The organism is Cypionkella sp. (assembly GCF_034376685.1).
Taxonomy (GTDB): domain Bacteria; phylum Pseudomonadota; class Alphaproteobacteria; order Rhodobacterales; family Rhodobacteraceae; genus Cypionkella.
Genome location: NZ_JAXMJJ010000039.1, coordinates 1 through 15,332 on the forward strand (window position 1 = coordinate 1; position 15,332 = coordinate 15,332).

16 protein-coding genes, 1 tRNA gene and 1 pseudogene are annotated in these 15,332 nt (G+C 59.5%); 6 read left to right on the plus strand and 12 right to left on the minus strand.

What is annotated here, in order from left to right; all coding sequences use genetic code 11:
• Both U1A24_RS09195 and U1A24_RS09200 read right to left on the minus strand, forming a co-directional pair.
• A partial coding sequence (locus U1A24_RS09195) for an endonuclease/exonuclease/phosphatase family protein (protein ID WP_322321684.1) occupies nt 1-312 on the minus strand: 312 nt, incomplete at its 3' end.
• Entirely contained in the window at nt 312-1,658 is a 1,347-nt protein-coding gene (locus tag U1A24_RS09200; RefSeq protein ID WP_322321685.1) for a phospholipase D-like domain-containing protein, read from the minus strand. The genes U1A24_RS09200 and U1A24_RS09195, both read right to left, overlap by 1 nt.
• 267 nt (nt 1,659-1,925) lie before the next feature.
• Between U1A24_RS09200 and U1A24_RS09205 the strand changes: the two genes are divergently transcribed.
• Together U1A24_RS09205 and U1A24_RS09210 are read left to right on the plus strand one after the other, a co-directional pair.
• Nucleotides 1,926-2,015: transfer RNA gene (locus U1A24_RS09205), tRNA-Ser, on the plus strand.
• Between the two features lie 512 nt (nt 2,016-2,527).
• Nucleotides 2,528-3,139, plus strand: a complete 612-nt coding sequence (locus U1A24_RS09210) for a YgjV family protein (RefSeq protein WP_322321686.1) — start codon at nt 2,528-2,530, stop codon at nt 3,137-3,139.
• A gap of 316 nt (nt 3,140-3,455) precedes the next feature.
• Here U1A24_RS09210 and U1A24_RS09215 read toward each other — a convergent pair whose 3' ends face one another.
• From U1A24_RS09215 to U1A24_RS09245, 7 genes are all read right to left on the minus strand, one after another.
• A complete protein-coding gene (locus tag U1A24_RS09215) occupies nt 3,456-4,196 on the minus strand; it encodes an SDR family NAD(P)-dependent oxidoreductase (RefSeq protein WP_322321687.1) in 741 nt (246 codons plus the stop codon).
• Nucleotides 4,189-4,605, minus strand: a complete 417-nt coding sequence (locus U1A24_RS09220; protein WP_322321688.1) for an alpha/beta hydrolase — start codon at nt 4,603-4,605, stop codon at nt 4,189-4,191. The genes U1A24_RS09215 and U1A24_RS09220 overlap by 8 nt, the downstream gene beginning before the upstream one ends.
• Nucleotides 4,580-6,649, minus strand: a complete 2,070-nt coding sequence (locus U1A24_RS09225; RefSeq protein WP_322321689.1) for a prolyl oligopeptidase family serine peptidase — start codon at nt 6,647-6,649, stop codon at nt 4,580-4,582. Before U1A24_RS09225 ends, U1A24_RS09220 begins: the two co-directional genes overlap by 26 nt.
• 159 nt (nt 6,650-6,808) lie before the next feature.
• Nucleotides 6,809-7,957 (minus strand): alkene reductase, encoded by a 1,149-nt coding sequence (locus tag U1A24_RS09230; RefSeq protein WP_322321690.1) that lies wholly within the window; start codon nt 7,955-7,957, stop codon nt 6,809-6,811.
• 450 nt (nt 7,958-8,407) lie between these two features.
• Nucleotides 8,408-9,304 (minus strand): class A beta-lactamase, encoded by an 897-nt coding sequence (gene bla / locus U1A24_RS09235; RefSeq protein WP_322321691.1) that lies wholly within the window; start codon nt 9,302-9,304, stop codon nt 8,408-8,410.
• Between the two features lie 113 nt (nt 9,305-9,417).
• Nucleotides 9,418-9,807 carry a RidA family protein gene (locus U1A24_RS09240; protein WP_322321692.1) on the minus strand — a complete coding sequence of 130 codons (390 nt, stop codon included), beginning with the start codon at nt 9,805-9,807 and terminating at the stop codon, nt 9,418-9,420.
• 761 nt (nt 9,808-10,568) lie between these two features.
• Nucleotides 10,569-11,078 (minus strand): helix-turn-helix domain-containing protein, encoded by a 510-nt coding sequence (locus U1A24_RS09245; protein ID WP_322321693.1) that lies wholly within the window; start codon nt 11,076-11,078, stop codon nt 10,569-10,571.
• A 91-nt stretch (nt 11,079-11,169) separates the two neighbouring features.
• Between U1A24_RS09245 and U1A24_RS09250 the strand changes: the two genes are divergently transcribed.
• The 3 genes from U1A24_RS09250 (at nt 11,170) to U1A24_RS09260 (ending at nt 13,290) form a co-directional block, all read left to right on the plus strand.
• Complete coding sequence (locus U1A24_RS09250; RefSeq protein WP_322321694.1) at nt 11,170-11,862, plus strand: alpha/beta hydrolase; 693 nt, start codon at nt 11,170-11,172, stop codon at nt 11,860-11,862.
• A 15-nt stretch (nt 11,863-11,877) separates the two neighbouring features.
• The gene (locus tag U1A24_RS09255) at nt 11,878-12,435 is read left to right on the plus strand and encodes a dihydrofolate reductase family protein (protein ID WP_322321695.1); all 558 of its coding nucleotides are present in this window, start codon (nt 11,878-11,880) and stop codon (nt 12,433-12,435) included.
• A gap of 96 nt (nt 12,436-12,531) precedes the next feature.
• A complete protein-coding gene (locus U1A24_RS09260; protein ID WP_322321696.1) occupies nt 12,532-13,290 on the plus strand; it encodes a class I SAM-dependent methyltransferase in 759 nt (252 codons plus the stop codon).
• A 244-nt stretch (nt 13,291-13,534) separates the two neighbouring features.
• Here U1A24_RS09260 and U1A24_RS09265 read toward each other — a convergent pair whose 3' ends face one another.
• Genes U1A24_RS09265 through U1A24_RS09275 form a run of 3 tightly spaced genes read right to left on the minus strand, consistent with a single transcriptional unit; the run spans nt 13,535 to nt 14,945 of the window.
• Nucleotides 13,535-14,173: a glutathione S-transferase family protein gene (locus U1A24_RS09265; protein ID WP_322321697.1), complete on the minus strand. Its 639-nt coding sequence runs from the start codon at nt 14,171-14,173 to the stop codon at nt 13,535-13,537.
• Nucleotides 14,170-14,610: an SRPBCC domain-containing protein gene (locus U1A24_RS09270; RefSeq protein WP_322321698.1), complete on the minus strand. Its 441-nt coding sequence runs from the start codon at nt 14,608-14,610 to the stop codon at nt 14,170-14,172. Before U1A24_RS09270 ends, U1A24_RS09265 begins: the two co-directional genes overlap by 4 nt.
• Nucleotides 14,607-14,945 (minus strand): metalloregulator ArsR/SmtB family transcription factor, encoded by a 339-nt coding sequence (locus tag U1A24_RS09275; RefSeq protein WP_322321699.1) that lies wholly within the window; start codon nt 14,943-14,945, stop codon nt 14,607-14,609. The genes U1A24_RS09270 and U1A24_RS09275 overlap by 4 nt, the downstream gene beginning before the upstream one ends.
• Nucleotides 14,946-15,183: 238 nt before the next feature.
• Between U1A24_RS09275 and U1A24_RS09280 the strand changes: the two are divergent.
• A pseudogene (locus tag U1A24_RS09280) lies at nt 15,184-15,332 on the plus strand (IS110 family transposase); the annotation flags it as partial.

Below are 15,332 nucleotides of genomic sequence, written 5' to 3' on the forward strand. Positions count from 1 at the left end.
TTCCAGCCCCGGCAAGTCGATATGCGCAGTGGCCAACACCTCGATGCCTTCGCGGATAAGAATGGCATTGCCATGCCAGCCGAGACTGTTACGGCCATGTGCGAACATCACGGGGCGTAGGCTGTGTCCTTCGAACAATTCGGGGGGAAGGGCAGGTGGGCGCAGACCAAGCCGCATATCAGCCTCTTGCAGCACGACGATATCGGCATCCAAAGCCTCGATCACCCGCAGCGTGCGTTCGGGATCACGGCGCCTGTCGTTGCCAAGCGCTTTGCGGATGTTGTAGGTGGCGACGCGCAGCGGAGTTTCCATCACAGGATCGGGGCTCCCAGCCGGAACAGGCCCTCGACGAAACGCCGCGGTGGGCTTGGTTTGACAACGCCCTGTGCACAAAGCGGCTCCAGACTGCTGAACCATGCACGCAGCACAGCGACACTGTCGGTATCGTAAAGCATCAATGCCGATTCAAAGTTCAACAGCATGGATCTGACGTCAAAATTCGCCGACCCCACCCAAGCCAGATCGTCGATCATGCCAGTCTTTGCGTGCAACATGCCTTTTTGCAGGCGCAGGACGAGGCAGCCGTCTTCGTCCAGATCTCGCAGAAAGGCCCCGCGCGCCAGATCCGCCACCCATTGGTTGGATGTCTGCGGAAGCATGATCCGCACATCCACCCCACGCCGCGCTGCGGTGCCCAAGGCCTGCAGCAGCGGCTCGGTCGGCAGGAAATAGGGGGTGGTCAGCCATATGGAACGTTCGGCGCGGTGAATGGCACTGACCAGTGCATCATGCAGCGGGTCTTCCGGGGTATCGGGGCCTGAGGGCACCAGCTGCGCAATGACAGTGCCTGCGGCGGCATCTGGGGCGATCAGGGTGCCGGAGGCCGAACCGATCACGTCCCAATCTGCGGCGAACAGGTCAATATAGGTTTGCACCGCGGGGCCTTGCAGGCTGAAGCTGAGATCAATCCAGTCCTGCGCTTCGGCCAGATACGCGTTGCCAATGTTGCGCCCGCCAGCCCAGACGCAGGCCAGATCGGCGATGATCAATTTGCGGTGATTGCGCAGGTTGAGATGGCCACTGCCCAGCCGATGCAGGAAGGGCGAGTAATACCGCAGCTCGGCTCCGGCTGCACGCAACCGCTCCAGTGCGGCTTTGGGGCGGCGCAGCGACCCCAGCCGATCAAGGATCAGGCGCACCGCAACACCAGCTTGCGCCCGTTCAATCAGCGCCTCGACAAACTCATGGCCAGAGGCGTCGTCGTCGAGCAGATAGAGCGTAATGTCCAGCCGGGTTTGGGCTTGCGCAATGATGCGAAACAAAGCGTCGCGGGCTTCTGCAGGCATGAAATGCAGGCTCAGATGATTGTCCTGCGAGGCCGGAGGCATGCCAAACGCTTGCAGTATCTTGGCGACAGGCTGCGGGTCGAAGGCAACTGCGCGGATCTGGCTGAAATGGATCGGCGGGAACCGAGCGCTGTGCTTGCGAAACCCGAAAGCGAAAAAGACCAGGCTGGCAACATAAGGCACCAGCAGAATGAACATCACCCAAGCCGCAGCCGATTGCGGTGAGCGGCGCTGTTGCAACACGATCAGCATCGCAAACCCGCCCATCACCACACCGAGCACGACAAGAATATGGGAAGTCAGCAAGATCAACGTCTTCGCTCCGTTCACAGTCTTGCGCCAAAGAGACCGGCGTCGCTGCTGCCATCAGGCGGGCCGAACCACGCCTCATCTGTCGCAAGATGATCCTCTCTCGGGCAACCACAAGGTTGTGTTTCCAATATGCACGAAAACGTGGCTTGCGCGTGACAGCATGCGATCCGGCGTCTTGCGGCTTGAATTCCCGGCAGACAATGCTATCAGACCGCTTGTCTGGGAGGTAGAAGGGTGGTTTCAACCCTACGTCTGCCTCGCTGGCATGGAAGTGTGGCCGAGTGGTTTAAGGCTCTAGTCTTGAAAACTAGCGTGCGGGGAACCGTACCGTGGGTTCGAATCCCACCGCTTCCGCCAACCACAATCTCAGGTTGAGTATCTCAGGATCACAAGCAGAATTAACGCGTGATTTCTGGCGGTTGTGTGCCGGGTTTCGTCTCTGAAGCAGCACAGCACCCGAGGATTTCGTCCAAATCGGTCGCCCGTCTCTGCGGCCCAGAAACGCGGTGCGGTTTGCAGTCTTGGGGCTGTTTGAACTAGAGTCCCTGAGCCTTGGCTTGCTCTTGCCAGTCATGCGGCAGGGTTGTGTGCACAATACACCTTTGCGACAACCCCGTCATGCGGGTTCTCTGCCAGATCAGACAGTACACGCCCGATACGTGCAATTCCGCTCATACCCCGGTCGGTTAGACCGATCGTCTTCGGTGCCGAAACCGCACGCAGCATTTCGATGACCTGCCCGGCATTGCGGGTCGCCAAACGCGGATCGGGTCATTAAAGGACGGACACAACGATGAAGGCGCCTACCAATCTCGGGCAACCGAGCAGCTATCAAGCCGATCAGGTCGAAATCGGCGCAACGCGCAGTCATGGCTGTTGCCTCCGGCCGTCCGTTCCGAACAAAGCTTCCTTCGGTCACACCATGCCGGAAAATGGTGACAGCGATGGACTTTGACCCGCTGTCGCTAACCTGCGCAGGCATAGGTGCGGCCTTTCTCATAGGATGGCCCCTGATGCGGACGCAGGCGAACATGCTGCTCCCACAGTTCGCAGTCTCTGCCGCGTTCGCCGCGCATTGTGCGCTGGAAGGTCTGCCTACCGCATCCGCTCTGAACCTGTTGGGCGCGCCGCATCTCGCATCATTGCGGCTCGCGGCCCAGTTTCCGGGCCTGAAGAAAGTTGGCATTGCCGTGATCCCGGCAACCCTGCCTATATGCGTCGCAAGCTGGACGGATTGGACATCTCCGCTCTCCACCGCCGGAACGCTGCTGATCGCTTATGGCCGAATGCAGACCGCCACGGATGCGCTCAAACGGCTGATCCTCGCTGGCACCGCATTCTGGCTTGCACACGATCTTGCTGTCCGTTCGCCACTGGTCGTGGTCGATTTGTCAAGCCTAGTCGTGGGTGTCTGGGTTTTGCATTTCGGAGCTTTGACCGAGACTTGGTGCTCTGCCGTTCGGTCACGTTTGCCGCGCTAAAGACGTCAGCGAAAGGTTGCCCCCGCAGACTGGCACAGCGATCAGGTCTGGTCAGGCGACAGCGCCCTCCAGATTGGCGCCAAAACCGCTCGCCTCGTCGTGCACAAATCTTCAGTTAGAGAGGTTTGCCAGTGATTGATTCCTGGATGGGTTGATGTGTGACTATGACCTCTGTTGGTAGCGATGATCGATTCAGGCGCAACAAAACGCCATTTTCCAGACGATCCAGAGCTTCGGCGTGCGAAGGCCTCGACATGCCGCGCGGCTCAATGGCGGCAATGCAAACGATCGGTCCGTTGGCGAAAGTCGGGTCCGTTCAAGCGATTGCACCTGCGTCGGCGGTCAGGATGGAGCCGGTGATAGCGCTCGCGGCCGGACTAGCGAGGAATGCCACCGCGTTGGCGATTTCTCGTGGCTCGGCATAGCGCCCCAAGGAAGTCAGGCTTCGCTGGAAATCAGCGGCCACGCCATCTGCGGGGTTCGACTCTGTGTTGACCGATCCCGGTTGCACAAGGTTCACGGTGATGCCGCTAGGGCCAAGTTCGCGCGACAGACCGCGGGTGAATGAGGTCAGGGCCGCCTTGGACATCGCGTAAGCCGTTATGCCCGGGAATGGGACCCGCTCCCCGAGGCCCGAACCGATCGAGATGATGCGTCCTCCTGCGGTAAGATGCGGAATGACTGCCTTGGCAAATAGCACGGGTGCGCGCACGTTGACATCCATCATGGATTGATACGCGTCCACGTCGATGTCGGCGATCGTCCCGACAAGGCCCATAGCTGCGCTGTTAACGAGAATGTCGAGTCCGCCGAGCGCTGAGACGGCTTGGTTCACGGACCAGATGATCGCCACGGGGTCGGCGCTGTCGGCCTGAATGGCGACGGCGCGACGCCCCGCACTCTCAATGGATTTGGCCACCGTTTCAGCTCTCGCTGCCGACTTCTGGTAGGTGAATGCGACGTCAGCGCCGTTTTCGGCCAGTGCCAACGCGATTGCAGCCCCGATGCCGCGCGACCCGCCCGTGACCAATGCACGCTTTCCGTTCAGATCAATCATTTTGTGTTTTCCTTCGTTTGTCGGACAGGGTTCGACCAAGAAAGTCGCGGATCATCGTCGCGATCGCATTATGATGTGTTTCCAGTGCAAAATGACCCGCATCAAGAAGGTGAACCTCCGCATCCGGCAGGTCACGTTGATAGGCGATGGCACCGGCCGGCAGGAATGCCGGATAGTGGCGTCCCCAGGCCGCGAGCAGTGGGGGGCGATGCTTGCGGAAGTAGGACTGGAAATCCGGGTAGAGTGCCAGGTTGCTGCGGTAATCGAGGATCAGGTCGAGTTGGGTGTCCGGCTTCCTCCGATGCCCCGCGAAGGCGCATCTCGCGCCCCAGTCGCTGACCTGCATCTGGCAATCGCTGAACGATGCTCCGTGTTGTCCGTGATCATTCACCAGCCACTGCCCCCACATCCAGTCCGGTCCAGTGCGCGGCAAAGGCCCACATGTCGGCCGTCTCGGCGATGATCTTGTCGGTCGGCTTGCCTGCGCCATGGCCAGCACGGGTTTCGATGCGGGCAAGATGTGGCATTGGGCCGATGTTGGCGGCCTGCAGGGCGGCGACATATTTGAAGCTGTGGCCGGGCACCACGCGGTCGTCCCTGTCTGCCGTGGTCACAAGGATGGCCGGGTAATCCTCGCTCGGCTTAATGTTGTGATAAGGCGAATAGGCCAGCAGGTTGCGGAACTGGTCCTCGACTGCGGGGTCGCCGTATTCCTCGGCCCACATCTGCCCGCTGGTGAACTTGTTGAAGCGCAGCATGTCCAGGACGCCGACGCCAACCAGGGCAACAGCGAAAAGTTCCGACCTCTGGTTGACCACCGCACCGATCAGAAGGCCCCCATTGGATTCGCCTTGGATGGCCAACCCGTCCGACGGGGTGATGCCTCTTGCAATCAGATGCTCGGCCGCGGCGATGAAGTCATCAAAGACGTTCTGCTTGTTCAACCGGCGCCCGGCATCGTGCCAGGCGAACCCGTATTCCCCGCCGCCGCGGATGTTGGCAACGGCCAGAACGCCACCCTGCTCGACCCAGGCGAGTTGCGAGGGGTTGTAGATCGGCTGCATGCTGATCCCGAAGCCGCCGTAGCCATACAGCATGGTCGGCGCGGGGCCGGTGACGTCCTTCCTCCGGACGATAAACATCGGCATTTCCGTGCCGTCCGCGGACATGAAGAACTGTTGCTCGACCACGATCCCGTCAAGGTCGGCCGCAACCTCCGGCTCTGACCACGCCGTATGAGTGCTTTTCGCCATATCGTAGCGGTAGACCGAGGTCGGCGCGTTGAAACTGGTATAGACGAAAAACACCTCGTCATCGTCGAGGGTTCCGTAAAACGCGCCGGCAGAGCCGATTCCGGGAAGTTCCACTTCGCCATCCGGCATGCCATCCAGCATGTATCGCCGGATCTGCGTGTTGGCATCGACAAGATGTGAGGTGATCAGTCGATTGCCGACCAGCCATGCGTTGTTGAGAACGTCGTCCCCTTCGGCCAGCAGATCAACAAAGACGGCGTCGGGGTCCGAGATGTCCAGCGCCACCAGCTTGCGCCGTTCGGCATCCTTGCTTGTCATGACATAGAACCGTGTGCCGACGTTGCCGATGACGCCCCACTGATTGTCAAAATCGGCGACGATCGTCCAGGGTTGCCAATCGTCGTCAGTCAGGTCCACCAGCATCAGGTTGTTGGCCGCATAATCGCCATGAGAGGTGATGACTGCATAGCGCCCGTCCTCGGTGACGTCGAAGACCTGCAACAGGCTCGGCTTATCCGGAGTTGCGTAGAGCAGCCGATCCTCAGTCTGGGGCGTGCCGAGTGCATGAAAATAGACGGAGTGACCGACCACGCCGACCTGCGCCGAGGCACCCGCCTCGGGGTCGGCGTAGCGCCCGTAGAAGAACCCGGTGCCGTCCTTGGCCCATTCGATCGTCGTGAACCTTGCCCGTTCCACCTTGTCCTGCAGCACCTCGCCGGTGGCCACGTCCAGCACATTGATGGTGCGCCAGTCCGTTCCGCCATCCTGCACGGCATAGGCCATAAGCGACCCGTCCTGGGAGGGCGACCATTCAGCAAGCGCCGTTGCGCCATCGTCTGACCAGGTGTTCGGGTCGATCAGCACACGGTCCGGTCCATCGACATCGTCCCGCACCATGAGCGACGGCTGATTCACCAGTCCGGCCTGATGGATGTAGAAGTAAAGATCGCCGCGCTTGAAGGGCGCACTTGCAAAGTCGGAACTGTACAGCGCGTTTAGCCGTTCGCGAAACACCTCGCGTCCGGGCAGCGTCGCCAGATAGGTATTGGTAACTTTGTTCTGGGCCGCCACCCAATCCGCCACGCCTGCGTCATTGGAGGCTTCGGTTTCCAGCCAGCGATATGGATCGGCGACAGCGACGCCAAAGAGTTGGTCGACAACGTCACCATGCTGCGTTTGGGGATATTCGAGAGGTGTCATCTGAACTTAAGGCTCCGATTGGGCGAATAGAGGTTGAACAAGGGCGAGGAGCGGCAACGCAAGAATTGCGCCCCGCCATCGCAGCCTCATGTAATGATCGCTGGTCATGATCGGCTCCGGTTCAAGAAAGGGTTCGTGTGAACCTGACTGCATCGCTGCCTAGGTTTGATTTGCATCAGCTTTTCGGTCAGTTTGCCTTGCGAAGCGCTTGGGCGGTCGCGCGGGGTAATCGGCATAGCCTTGGGCACCGCCCGCGTACCATGTTTCCCGTGACGGCACCGGTGCCAGTGCAACATCATCTCTGAACCGCTCGACGAGATCCGGGTTGGACAGGAACGGAGTTCCGAACGCCACCAGATCCGCCATCTCCGCCTGCACCAGAGTTTCGGCAGTGCCCCTGTTCAGGCCGCCATTCGCAATGATGAGTCCGTCATAGAACTTGCGGAAATACCCTGCGGTGCCGTCTTTCAGAGATTCTACAGGCGTTCCGGCAAAGTCTGCGTCACTGTCCTGAAACTGAATATACGCGATCTTCAGCTTGGAAACCTGCGCAACGAGATGCTCATAGGTCGGAAGTGTCTGCGCCGTCGGGCGAAAATCGCCCATCGACACCGCAGGACTAAGCTTCAGGCCAACCCGGCCCGGCCGCCATTCCGAAGCCATTGCCTTCAGAACGTCCAGTGGGAACCGGACGCGATTCTCGACACTTCCGCCGTAGTCATCGTCGCGAAGATTGAAAGCGTCACTCAGGAATTCCGGGATCAGATAGCCAACGGTGCCGTGCAATTCCACGCCATCGAAGCCAGCCTTCTGCGCAAGTCGGGTCGCGTTTGCATAGTCGCCGATCGTCCGGGAAATATCGTCAAGCGTCATCGCCGCAGGCACGGGCGAGGTGTGAAACCCATCGGGCGTGAACACCTGCTGGTTCACGCTGACCGCAGATGGAGCAAGCGGCAGAGAGCCGCCGAGCAGGTCGGGATGCGAGACCGCCCCGCAGTGACCGAGTTGCACGATGATCCGGCCGCCCGCCTTGTGGACAGCGTCCGTCACGCGCTTCCAGCCCTCTGCCTGCTCTTCAGTGAAGAGTCCCGGAACGTTGATTGCCCCGATCGCCTCACGGCTTGGCCAGGTGCCCTCTGTCAGGATCAGGCCGGCCGAGGCGCGCTGTTGGTAGTATTCAGCCTGAAGCGGGGTCGGAATCAGGGCCGCATTCTCCGTTCGCGCGCGCGACATCGAGGCCATCACGATGCGATTGGGAAGTTCAATTTCGCCGAGATTGATCGGCTGCAACAGGATATCGGTCGTCATGGCATTTCCTATCTGGATGAGATGATGATGCGGGATCTGACCGGGCCGCTGGATTTGGCACACGGGCGAACGGGCTTTGGCCCGACGAACATGGGCGAGGCGAAAGCGAGGACCGGCAGCGCAAGGATCGCGCCGCGCAGTATCTGTCTCATCGGCAGTATCTGTCTCATCTGAGGATCGCTGTTCATGATCGTCTCCGATTCAGGGAAAGGGGTTTGGGTGAAAGTTGCGGGGAACGGCCACGGGGTTTGCTGACCCACATCCGCCGATCCGTCTGTTTACTCTAAGCTGCGCCAGTGTGGGCCTTGGATCCGCCGAGGACCGTGACGCGACACTGGAATCGACGGGAGGAGCGCGGTGAGAATTGGCGAAAGGCCTGTGCCCAGAACGCCGCAATTGGCGGTTTGGCATCAGAGGCAATCGGGCGTGTCGCCCATTGAACCAGAAGCTTCATTTCGTTTCACGAGCTTCGAGGACATCGGCCACGGCGGCACCGACTTCGATCAACGCCGCATTCCGTGTCTCAAAATCTGTCGGCGAGTCCGAGATGTAGATTGCGACAAAATAGGGGGCGCTGTCGGGAGGCGAGATCATCGCAACCAGATTGCGGGTATAGCCTTCGCCGCTGCCCGATTTGTCCGCCACTTGCCAGCCAGTTGGCATGCTTGCACGGATCAACGCGCCGGTCACACCGCCGTGGCTCATCCAGTCTGTCAGTTGCGCACGCGACTCAGCGGGCAGCGCTTCCCCCAGCAACATCGCCTCCCACGTCGAAAGCATTGCGGCGGGGCTGGTCGTGTCGCGCGGGTCGTCCGGGTCAAAGAGGTTGAGATCAGGCTCGCTCCGGTCCAACCGCGTCACGCTATCACCGATACGGCGCAGGAATGCGGTCACCTCCTGCGGGCCACCCAGCCGGTCGATCAGCAGGTTGGCGGCGGTGTTGTCGCTCATGTCGAGGCTGGCAAGGCAGAGATCGCCAACCGACATCGTCTCGCCGACATGCGCCTCGGTCACCGGCGCGTAGTCAAGAATATCTGCCTGCCGCACTTCCAGAGGGTCGTCCAGTGACAGCGTGCCAGCGGCGACCCGGTCGAGCACCGCGCCGCAAAGCACGGATTTGAACGTGCTGGCCATGAGGAACCTTTCCTGCGACCGGTACCCCCATTGCCAGTCCGACCCACTGTCACGCACCAGCACGCCAATGCGCGCGTCAAGGCCCGCTTCCAGTGCGCTGACCGTACCTGCAAGGCGTGCTTTCGCGTCCTGCGCGAAGGCGGGCGATGACAGCAGCAAGCTGGCGAGCAAGCCAACCGCAACGCAAGGTATTTTGACGAAGTCCGGGGTCATGTGTCGGGCGTCCTTTTCTGATGCGGGTATGTCGTGCCAAAGCCATGAAAAGCCGGGACATCTGCCGAATGTGGTCTGTCTACGGAACCTGTGTCGGATGGATATGTCGATGGTCACGCGGCCTGCGGGACGCGGGCAATCGCCTTGATCTCGAAGTCAAACCCCGCCAGCCAGGTCACGCCGACCGCCGTCCAGTTCGGATAGGGCGCATCGCCGATAACACGTTCGCGCACCGCCATGATGGTTTCGAACTGGTTCGCAGGATCGGTGTGGAAGGTTGTGACATCCTGCAGGCCGCATCCACCTGCCCTGAGCACGGCCTTCAGATTGTCAAAGGCCAACGCCACTTGCTGCTCAAAGTCAGGCTCTGGCGAGCCATCAGCGCGGCTTCCGACTTGCCCGGAGACAAACAGCAGATCGCCTGACCTTATTGCCGCTGAATATCGGTGCTGTGCATACAAGGAATGCCGATTGGCTGGAAAGATCGCTTCCCGTTGGGTCATTGTCTGGTTCCTCTCAGGTGAACCATGGTTTTGCCCGCGACTGCGCCAAACTCGGCCAGCGCGGCCACGAACTCTCCAGATTTTCTGGCTGACATGGCCCCAAAGGTTTTTTCAACCCGAGCGACCGTCTGTTTGCTGATGTGGTGCCTCGGGGCGGGCCATGCAACTCGGGCAGGCGCATACCTGCTCATGGGCCGCAGCGTCTGGCTCCGTTCGTAAGCGACCGCCGCTGCCGTGGCACCATTGTTCATGAACAGCCGCGGCGACAGGAACTGGGTATTGGTTGGAAGGTTCGCTGTGATATCCTGCTCAAACACCGCGCCGAAACCTCGACCGCGATCTGCACCAAGATGGAGGATCCGTTCGGCGGTGCTGCGATAAACGGCGTCAGCACCCCACCCGTCGCGATGGTGAAACTCGCCCCCATGTCCGTCAGCATCGGCGCACCAGTGCGGTCGTTTGCGACAAATTGCCAGCCGGTGTGCCGCGCTGGAAACCGATACCGATGCAGTTGATGGAGGTGGCCAGCGTCAACGTGGTGGCCAGAGTGGCGGTGGAATCGTAGAGGCGCAAGAAGACCGACCCGTTGCATGTTGAGAATCAAAGAGCCACTCGTCCTAAGGCCTAGTCGCTCGGGCATCGATCGACCGCTTAGGGAAACGCCTCGCAACAGGTCAACAGGCAGCAGTGAGCCGGTCACGTACTACAGATCTTACGGCGGCCAAGCAGCGCGATCAGGCGTTCATGCGCGCGGTCGACCGTCAAGCGGATTGAGCCTTCTTCACCATGACAGCTTGATAGCCGGCCTGCAGCTTCGCGCGGACTGAAGGAACTTGTCCGACCGGCGGCGATGTACCGAGGTGTTCGGCGCGCAGCTCAGACATAAACTGTTCCCACATGGGCGGACCGCCATCTTCAAGTAGGATGGCGCGGATGCTCAGCTCCTCGCTGACCGGAAGCCATTTGCTGCCCCAGGCGCCAAGATGCGCCATGATCGGCACCAGCCCTATGGACATTTCCGTGAGGCAGTAGATGCCCTTCTGCTTGTGCGTCGGATCGTCGGCACGCGTCAGCATGCCAAGCGCCATCAGTGATTTCAGCCGATCCGCGAGGATGTTCGAGGAGATGCCCTCTTGCGATCCCAGCAGCAATTCGCGGAAGTGGCAGCGATTGCCGAAGATCATGTCGCGCAGGATGAGCAAGGTCCATTTGTCGCCGAACACCTCCAGCGAGAGATTGATGGGGCAGCCCGAGCGGTGATCGTCACGCATCAATCGACTCCTGAAAAACTGGTTGCATTATCGCACTAGTGATCCTAACCTGCAACTGCTTGCAAAACACAACTTGTATAGGGAGAGCGGAATGAATGCCAATATACGAAAAGGCACTTTCGTGGTTGCGCACGGCGCTTGGACCGGCGCTTGGTCATGGCAACGCGTCGTCGACCGGCTGCAAGCGCAGGGACACCTCGTGATTGTTCCCACTCTCACCGGGCTGGGCGAGCGATCACACCTTGCCGGGCCGGATGTGAACCTCGACACCCACATTGCTGACATCGTCAACGAGATAGTCTGGAAGGACCTGCGGGGCATTGTCCTTGTCGGCCATTCCTATGGGGGCATCGTCGCCATGGGGGTCGCCGAGCAACTGGCAGACAGGATCGATTCTTTCGTTTTCATCGAAGCTCTGGTCCCGGCTAACGGCCAGTCATTCGCCGATCTGGCGCCGGGGTGGGAACTGGACGGACCACTGACGGACGCACCGCCAAGCGCGCCCGGCGATTACAAGACCGAGGCGGATCGCCTCTGGGTGGACAGCAAAGCGACCCCGCAGCCAACTGCGACGATTACACAAAAGCTTTCGATCACCGATGCCTTTGAGCGGATCGCGGAAAAAACGTTCATTGTGGCCAAAGATGGAGGGTTTGAGCAGACGGCGCATCGGTTCAGGGCTGACCCGACATGGAGCGTCAGAGAGATCGCGTCTGGCCATGACGTGCCGATCGATGCACCAGGTGAGCTTGCCGCAATGCTCGCAGACGCGATTCCAATGTGATCAATGGAGAGAACGATGGGCAAGCTGACCTATGGGATGATGATGTCGATTGACGGTTTCCTCGCCGACGCCTCAAGCTATTTCGACGCGGAGGTGCTTGGCTTTATCAACGATGAGATGCCCAGGTACGGCACCGAAATCTACGGCCGGCGCATGTACGATGAGATGGTCTACTGGGAAACCTATCACGGCCAAAAGGATGGATCAAAACAGGCGGATGAATTTGCGCGTCTCTGGAAGGGCTTCGACAAGCTGGTCATCTCGACAACGCTTGAGCAGGTGTCGAGTGGCAACACGCAGATTTTGCGCGCGTTCCGTCCGGAAGACATCCGGCAGCTGAAAGCCGCATCGACCAAGGATATCTCGGTCGCCGGTCCGACGCTGGCTGCGCATTTCATCAAAGCGGGGTTGGTCGACGAATTTGCGCTTTACACCGTCCCGGTCGTTCTCGGCACGGGCAACCCTGTGTTCAGAGATATCGAACAGCGGCTTGATCTCGACCTCATCGAAGAACGCAGGTTCGCCTCCGGCATGAATTTCCAGCGCTATGCACCTCGCAAAAAAGGTAAATAGTTTCAGGGCAAGATGTGACATTCATTCAATATGCCCGCTTTTGAGGGGACAGAGTAAGAAGGCGGAAGTGCGACTTTTGGCTTGGAAGGATAAGCGATGGCTGATTTTGCAGACTTCTATGATGCCGAACTTGCACTTTATAACGCGCAATTTCGGACAGCAGCCGCAGTTGAGCGATCAGATCGTGTGCTCGATATCGGGTGCGGCGCCGGGCAAACCACGCGTGACGCAGCGCGCGCTGCGTCAACAGGACACGCGCACGGCGTCGATGTGTCCGCCACAATGCTCGCGATTGCGCGTCGGCGCAGCGATGAGGAGGGGTTGGCCAACTCGACTTTCGAAGAGGCGGATGCTCAGACATGTCCTTTCGCACCTGCAAAATTTGACCTTTGCATCAGTCGATTTGGCATCATGTTATTTTGCGATCCGCCAGCGGCTTTTGCCAATATCGCCCAGGCGCTCAGACCGGGTGGACGTTTCGCATTCTTGGTCTGGCAGGGTCTAGATCGCAATGAGTGGGCTACGGCCATCCAAGGGGCTGTTGACCCGGAATCGATCGGCGCGGCAGGCAAGGCCTTTTCGCTGGGCGAAGTCTTGCGGACTTCCGAATTGCTCGAAGCAGCCGGGTTCAAGGCCATCGCTTTTAGCGAAATCAATGAGCCGGTGTTCTATGGTCCTGATGTTGAGACGGCATTGGCAACCATTCAGACCTTCGAGAATGTTGCACAAGCCCTCGCCCGGCCTGGTGCTTCGGCAGATATACAAGCGCGACTGCGCCAAATGCTGGAGGCGCACAAGACTCACCACGGAATCCAGTTCGATTCGCGCGCATGGATGATCACTGGCCGCCGATAAGACAACCTGTGCTCGGTTTGCACGCTCAGCGCGATCCAGATCCAGTGGACCGGAGTTTTTTCCCTGCAATGCCGACAGGGCTCTGCCTATTTTGCGGCAATGGCGTGGCCGCCCATCGCTGGTCTCGTCAACCAAAGTTGCGCCGATACATGGCGAATGAGATCCGGTTCAAACCCCTGCCAAACTGTCACAACGACGGCGTTTGTGATTCCGCATCGGTCAGCTTTTGGCGCGGCTATCTTGCTCAGTCTGCCGCAGCAAAATGCGCCATCTGATCTGCGTGCGACTTCACAAAAGCCGGGCGGACCGTTGCGCGAGCGACGTAAGCACGACAGGCTGGATATTCCGCCAACCCCTCGAACCGATCCACCAGACGCAACACGTCCGCCATCAGTATGTCGGCAACCGAGAAATTACCAACCAGCCAGTCCTGACCAGCCAGCATGGTCTCCATGCTTTTGAGCCGGGCATCGAGAAATCCATCAAAAAACTTCCACATCGACGATCCCTCAGAGTCTCCTGCGAATTTGAAGAAAGACCATGGCTGGCTTGCCGCCTCGACCGAGGCGAGCGCGGCGAAAAGCCATTGTTTGACTTCGCTCCGTCCGACCGGATCGGCAGGCATCAGCGCCTCACTCCGCTCGCCCAAATGCAGCAGGATCGCCCCGCTTTCGAAAATAGAGAGATCGCCATCGGTCAACCAAGGCACTTGACCAAAGGGTTGGTGTGCGAAATGCGCCGGCTGCCGGTCGCGAAATGGCGTGCTCTCGACCCGGTAAGGCAGCCCGGCCTCTTCCAACGCCCATCGCACTCGCAAATCGCGCACATAGCCACGCGGCATGCCGGGAACCCAGTCATAGGTCGTCAGGATCAACTCATTCATACTATATCTCCAAGGAAAACCAACAGTTTGTCGAGAAGGCCGTTCCAACCCAAGGCGTGACTGACGCGCGCCTCTTCGTCGGGAAGGTGTCGGTGGATCAGTGTCAGTTCCGTGCCGCCATCGAACGGCTTCAGCAGAAATGTAACCAGCGATTCCCGTTCGGCTGATCCCGGCCATTCCCATGTGAAAACAAGCTTCTTCTTGGGCACCACTTCGCGGTAAACCCCTGTGGGATTGTGTTCATCGCCGTTCAGCAAGCGGAATACGATGCTGAAGCGACCGCCGGGCCGCACGTCTGTTTCGGCGCGAAGGGTCGGGCCGGCATCTGGACCCCACCATTGGGGCATTAGTTTCGGCTGCGTGATTGCCGCCCAAACCTTGGACGGTGACGCCTTGATCCTACGCACGATGGTCACACTTGGGAGGCTGTGGGTCATTGCGCGCTATCCTTTTCGACCAGAGCCACCAGCCGATCAAGGCTGCTCGTCCAAAAACGTTCGTACCGCTTGAGCCATTCCATGGCCTCCTGCATCGGTCCGACCGACAGGTTGACTAACACGGTGCGGCCGGATTTGACCCGCGTGATCAAGCCCGCATCGGACAGGACATCCAGATGCTTCATCATTCCGGGAAGCTTCAGCGATAATGGTCGAGCGAGCTCGCTGACCGACAATCCGGGTTTTTCCTCCAACCGAAGCAGGATGTATCGGCGCGTGGGATCGGCGAGCGCCGCAAATGTGCGGTCGATATCTGAGTCTTGAAACTTCACCATACAGTGAAGCATTTCTCATTCTACGAGTTGAGTCAACCAACGGTCGAGGGACTGTTCAGTCCCGCATGGCACATGGTCTAACCCGGAAAATGCTGCGGCCTGCATGAATGGCAGCTTTGACGAATTGCAATGCAGTATTGGGGATCCCCGCGACCTGGCTGTAATGGGATGTGTCGGCTGCTTCCCCCGTTGGGTTATCCTGAAGAGGGATCAACCGTGCAACAAGGAGAAAGCGGCCATGTGTGCAAAGAAGACAGGAAGCCTTGATGACCGTGCCGTGATCGGTGTCGACATTGGTTAGGCTACGGTTCACTTGGTCGGGTTTGATCGCGTCGGCCACTTGGTCATGCGGAAGCAGATCAAGCGGTTGGCATTGCAATCGACATT

Coding starts and splice junctions, on each gene's coding strand:
- U1A24_RS09210 (WP_322321686.1), top strand. CDS start 2,528: ATGGCTGTTGCCTCCGGCCGTCCGTTCCGAACAAAGCTTCCTTCGGTC.
- U1A24_RS09215 (WP_322321687.1), bottom strand. CDS start 4,196: ATGATTGATCTGAACGGAAAGCGTGCATTGGTCACGGGCGGGTCGCGC.
- U1A24_RS09220 (WP_322321688.1), bottom strand. CDS start 4,605: ATGTGGGGGCAGTGGCTGGTGAATGATCACGGACAACACGGAGCATCG.
- U1A24_RS09225 (WP_322321689.1), bottom strand. CDS start 6,649: ATGACACCTCTCGAATATCCCCAAACGCAGCATGGTGACGTTGTCGAC.
- U1A24_RS09230 (WP_322321690.1), bottom strand. CDS start 7,957: ATGACGACCGATATCCTGTTGCAGCCGATCAATCTCGGCGAAATTGAA.
- bla (WP_322321691.1), bottom strand. CDS start 9,304: ATGACCCCGGACTTCGTCAAAATACCTTGCGTTGCGGTTGGCTTGCTC.
- U1A24_RS09240 (WP_322321692.1), bottom strand. CDS start 9,807: ATGACCCAACGGGAAGCGATCTTTCCAGCCAATCGGCATTCCTTGTAT.
- U1A24_RS09245 (WP_322321693.1), bottom strand. CDS start 11,078: ATGCGTGACGATCACCGCTCGGGCTGCCCCATCAATCTCTCGCTGGAG.
- U1A24_RS09250 (WP_322321694.1), top strand. CDS start 11,170: ATGAATGCCAATATACGAAAAGGCACTTTCGTGGTTGCGCACGGCGCT.
- U1A24_RS09255 (WP_322321695.1), top strand. CDS start 11,878: ATGGGCAAGCTGACCTATGGGATGATGATGTCGATTGACGGTTTCCTC.
- U1A24_RS09260 (WP_322321696.1), top strand. CDS start 12,532: ATGGCTGATTTTGCAGACTTCTATGATGCCGAACTTGCACTTTATAAC.
- U1A24_RS09265 (WP_322321697.1), bottom strand. CDS start 14,173: ATGAATGAGTTGATCCTGACGACCTATGACTGGGTTCCCGGCATGCCG.
- U1A24_RS09270 (WP_322321698.1), bottom strand. CDS start 14,610: ATGACCCACAGCCTCCCAAGTGTGACCATCGTGCGTAGGATCAAGGCG.
- U1A24_RS09275 (WP_322321699.1), bottom strand. CDS start 14,945: ATGGTGAAGTTTCAAGACTCAGATATCGACCGCACATTTGCGGCGCTC.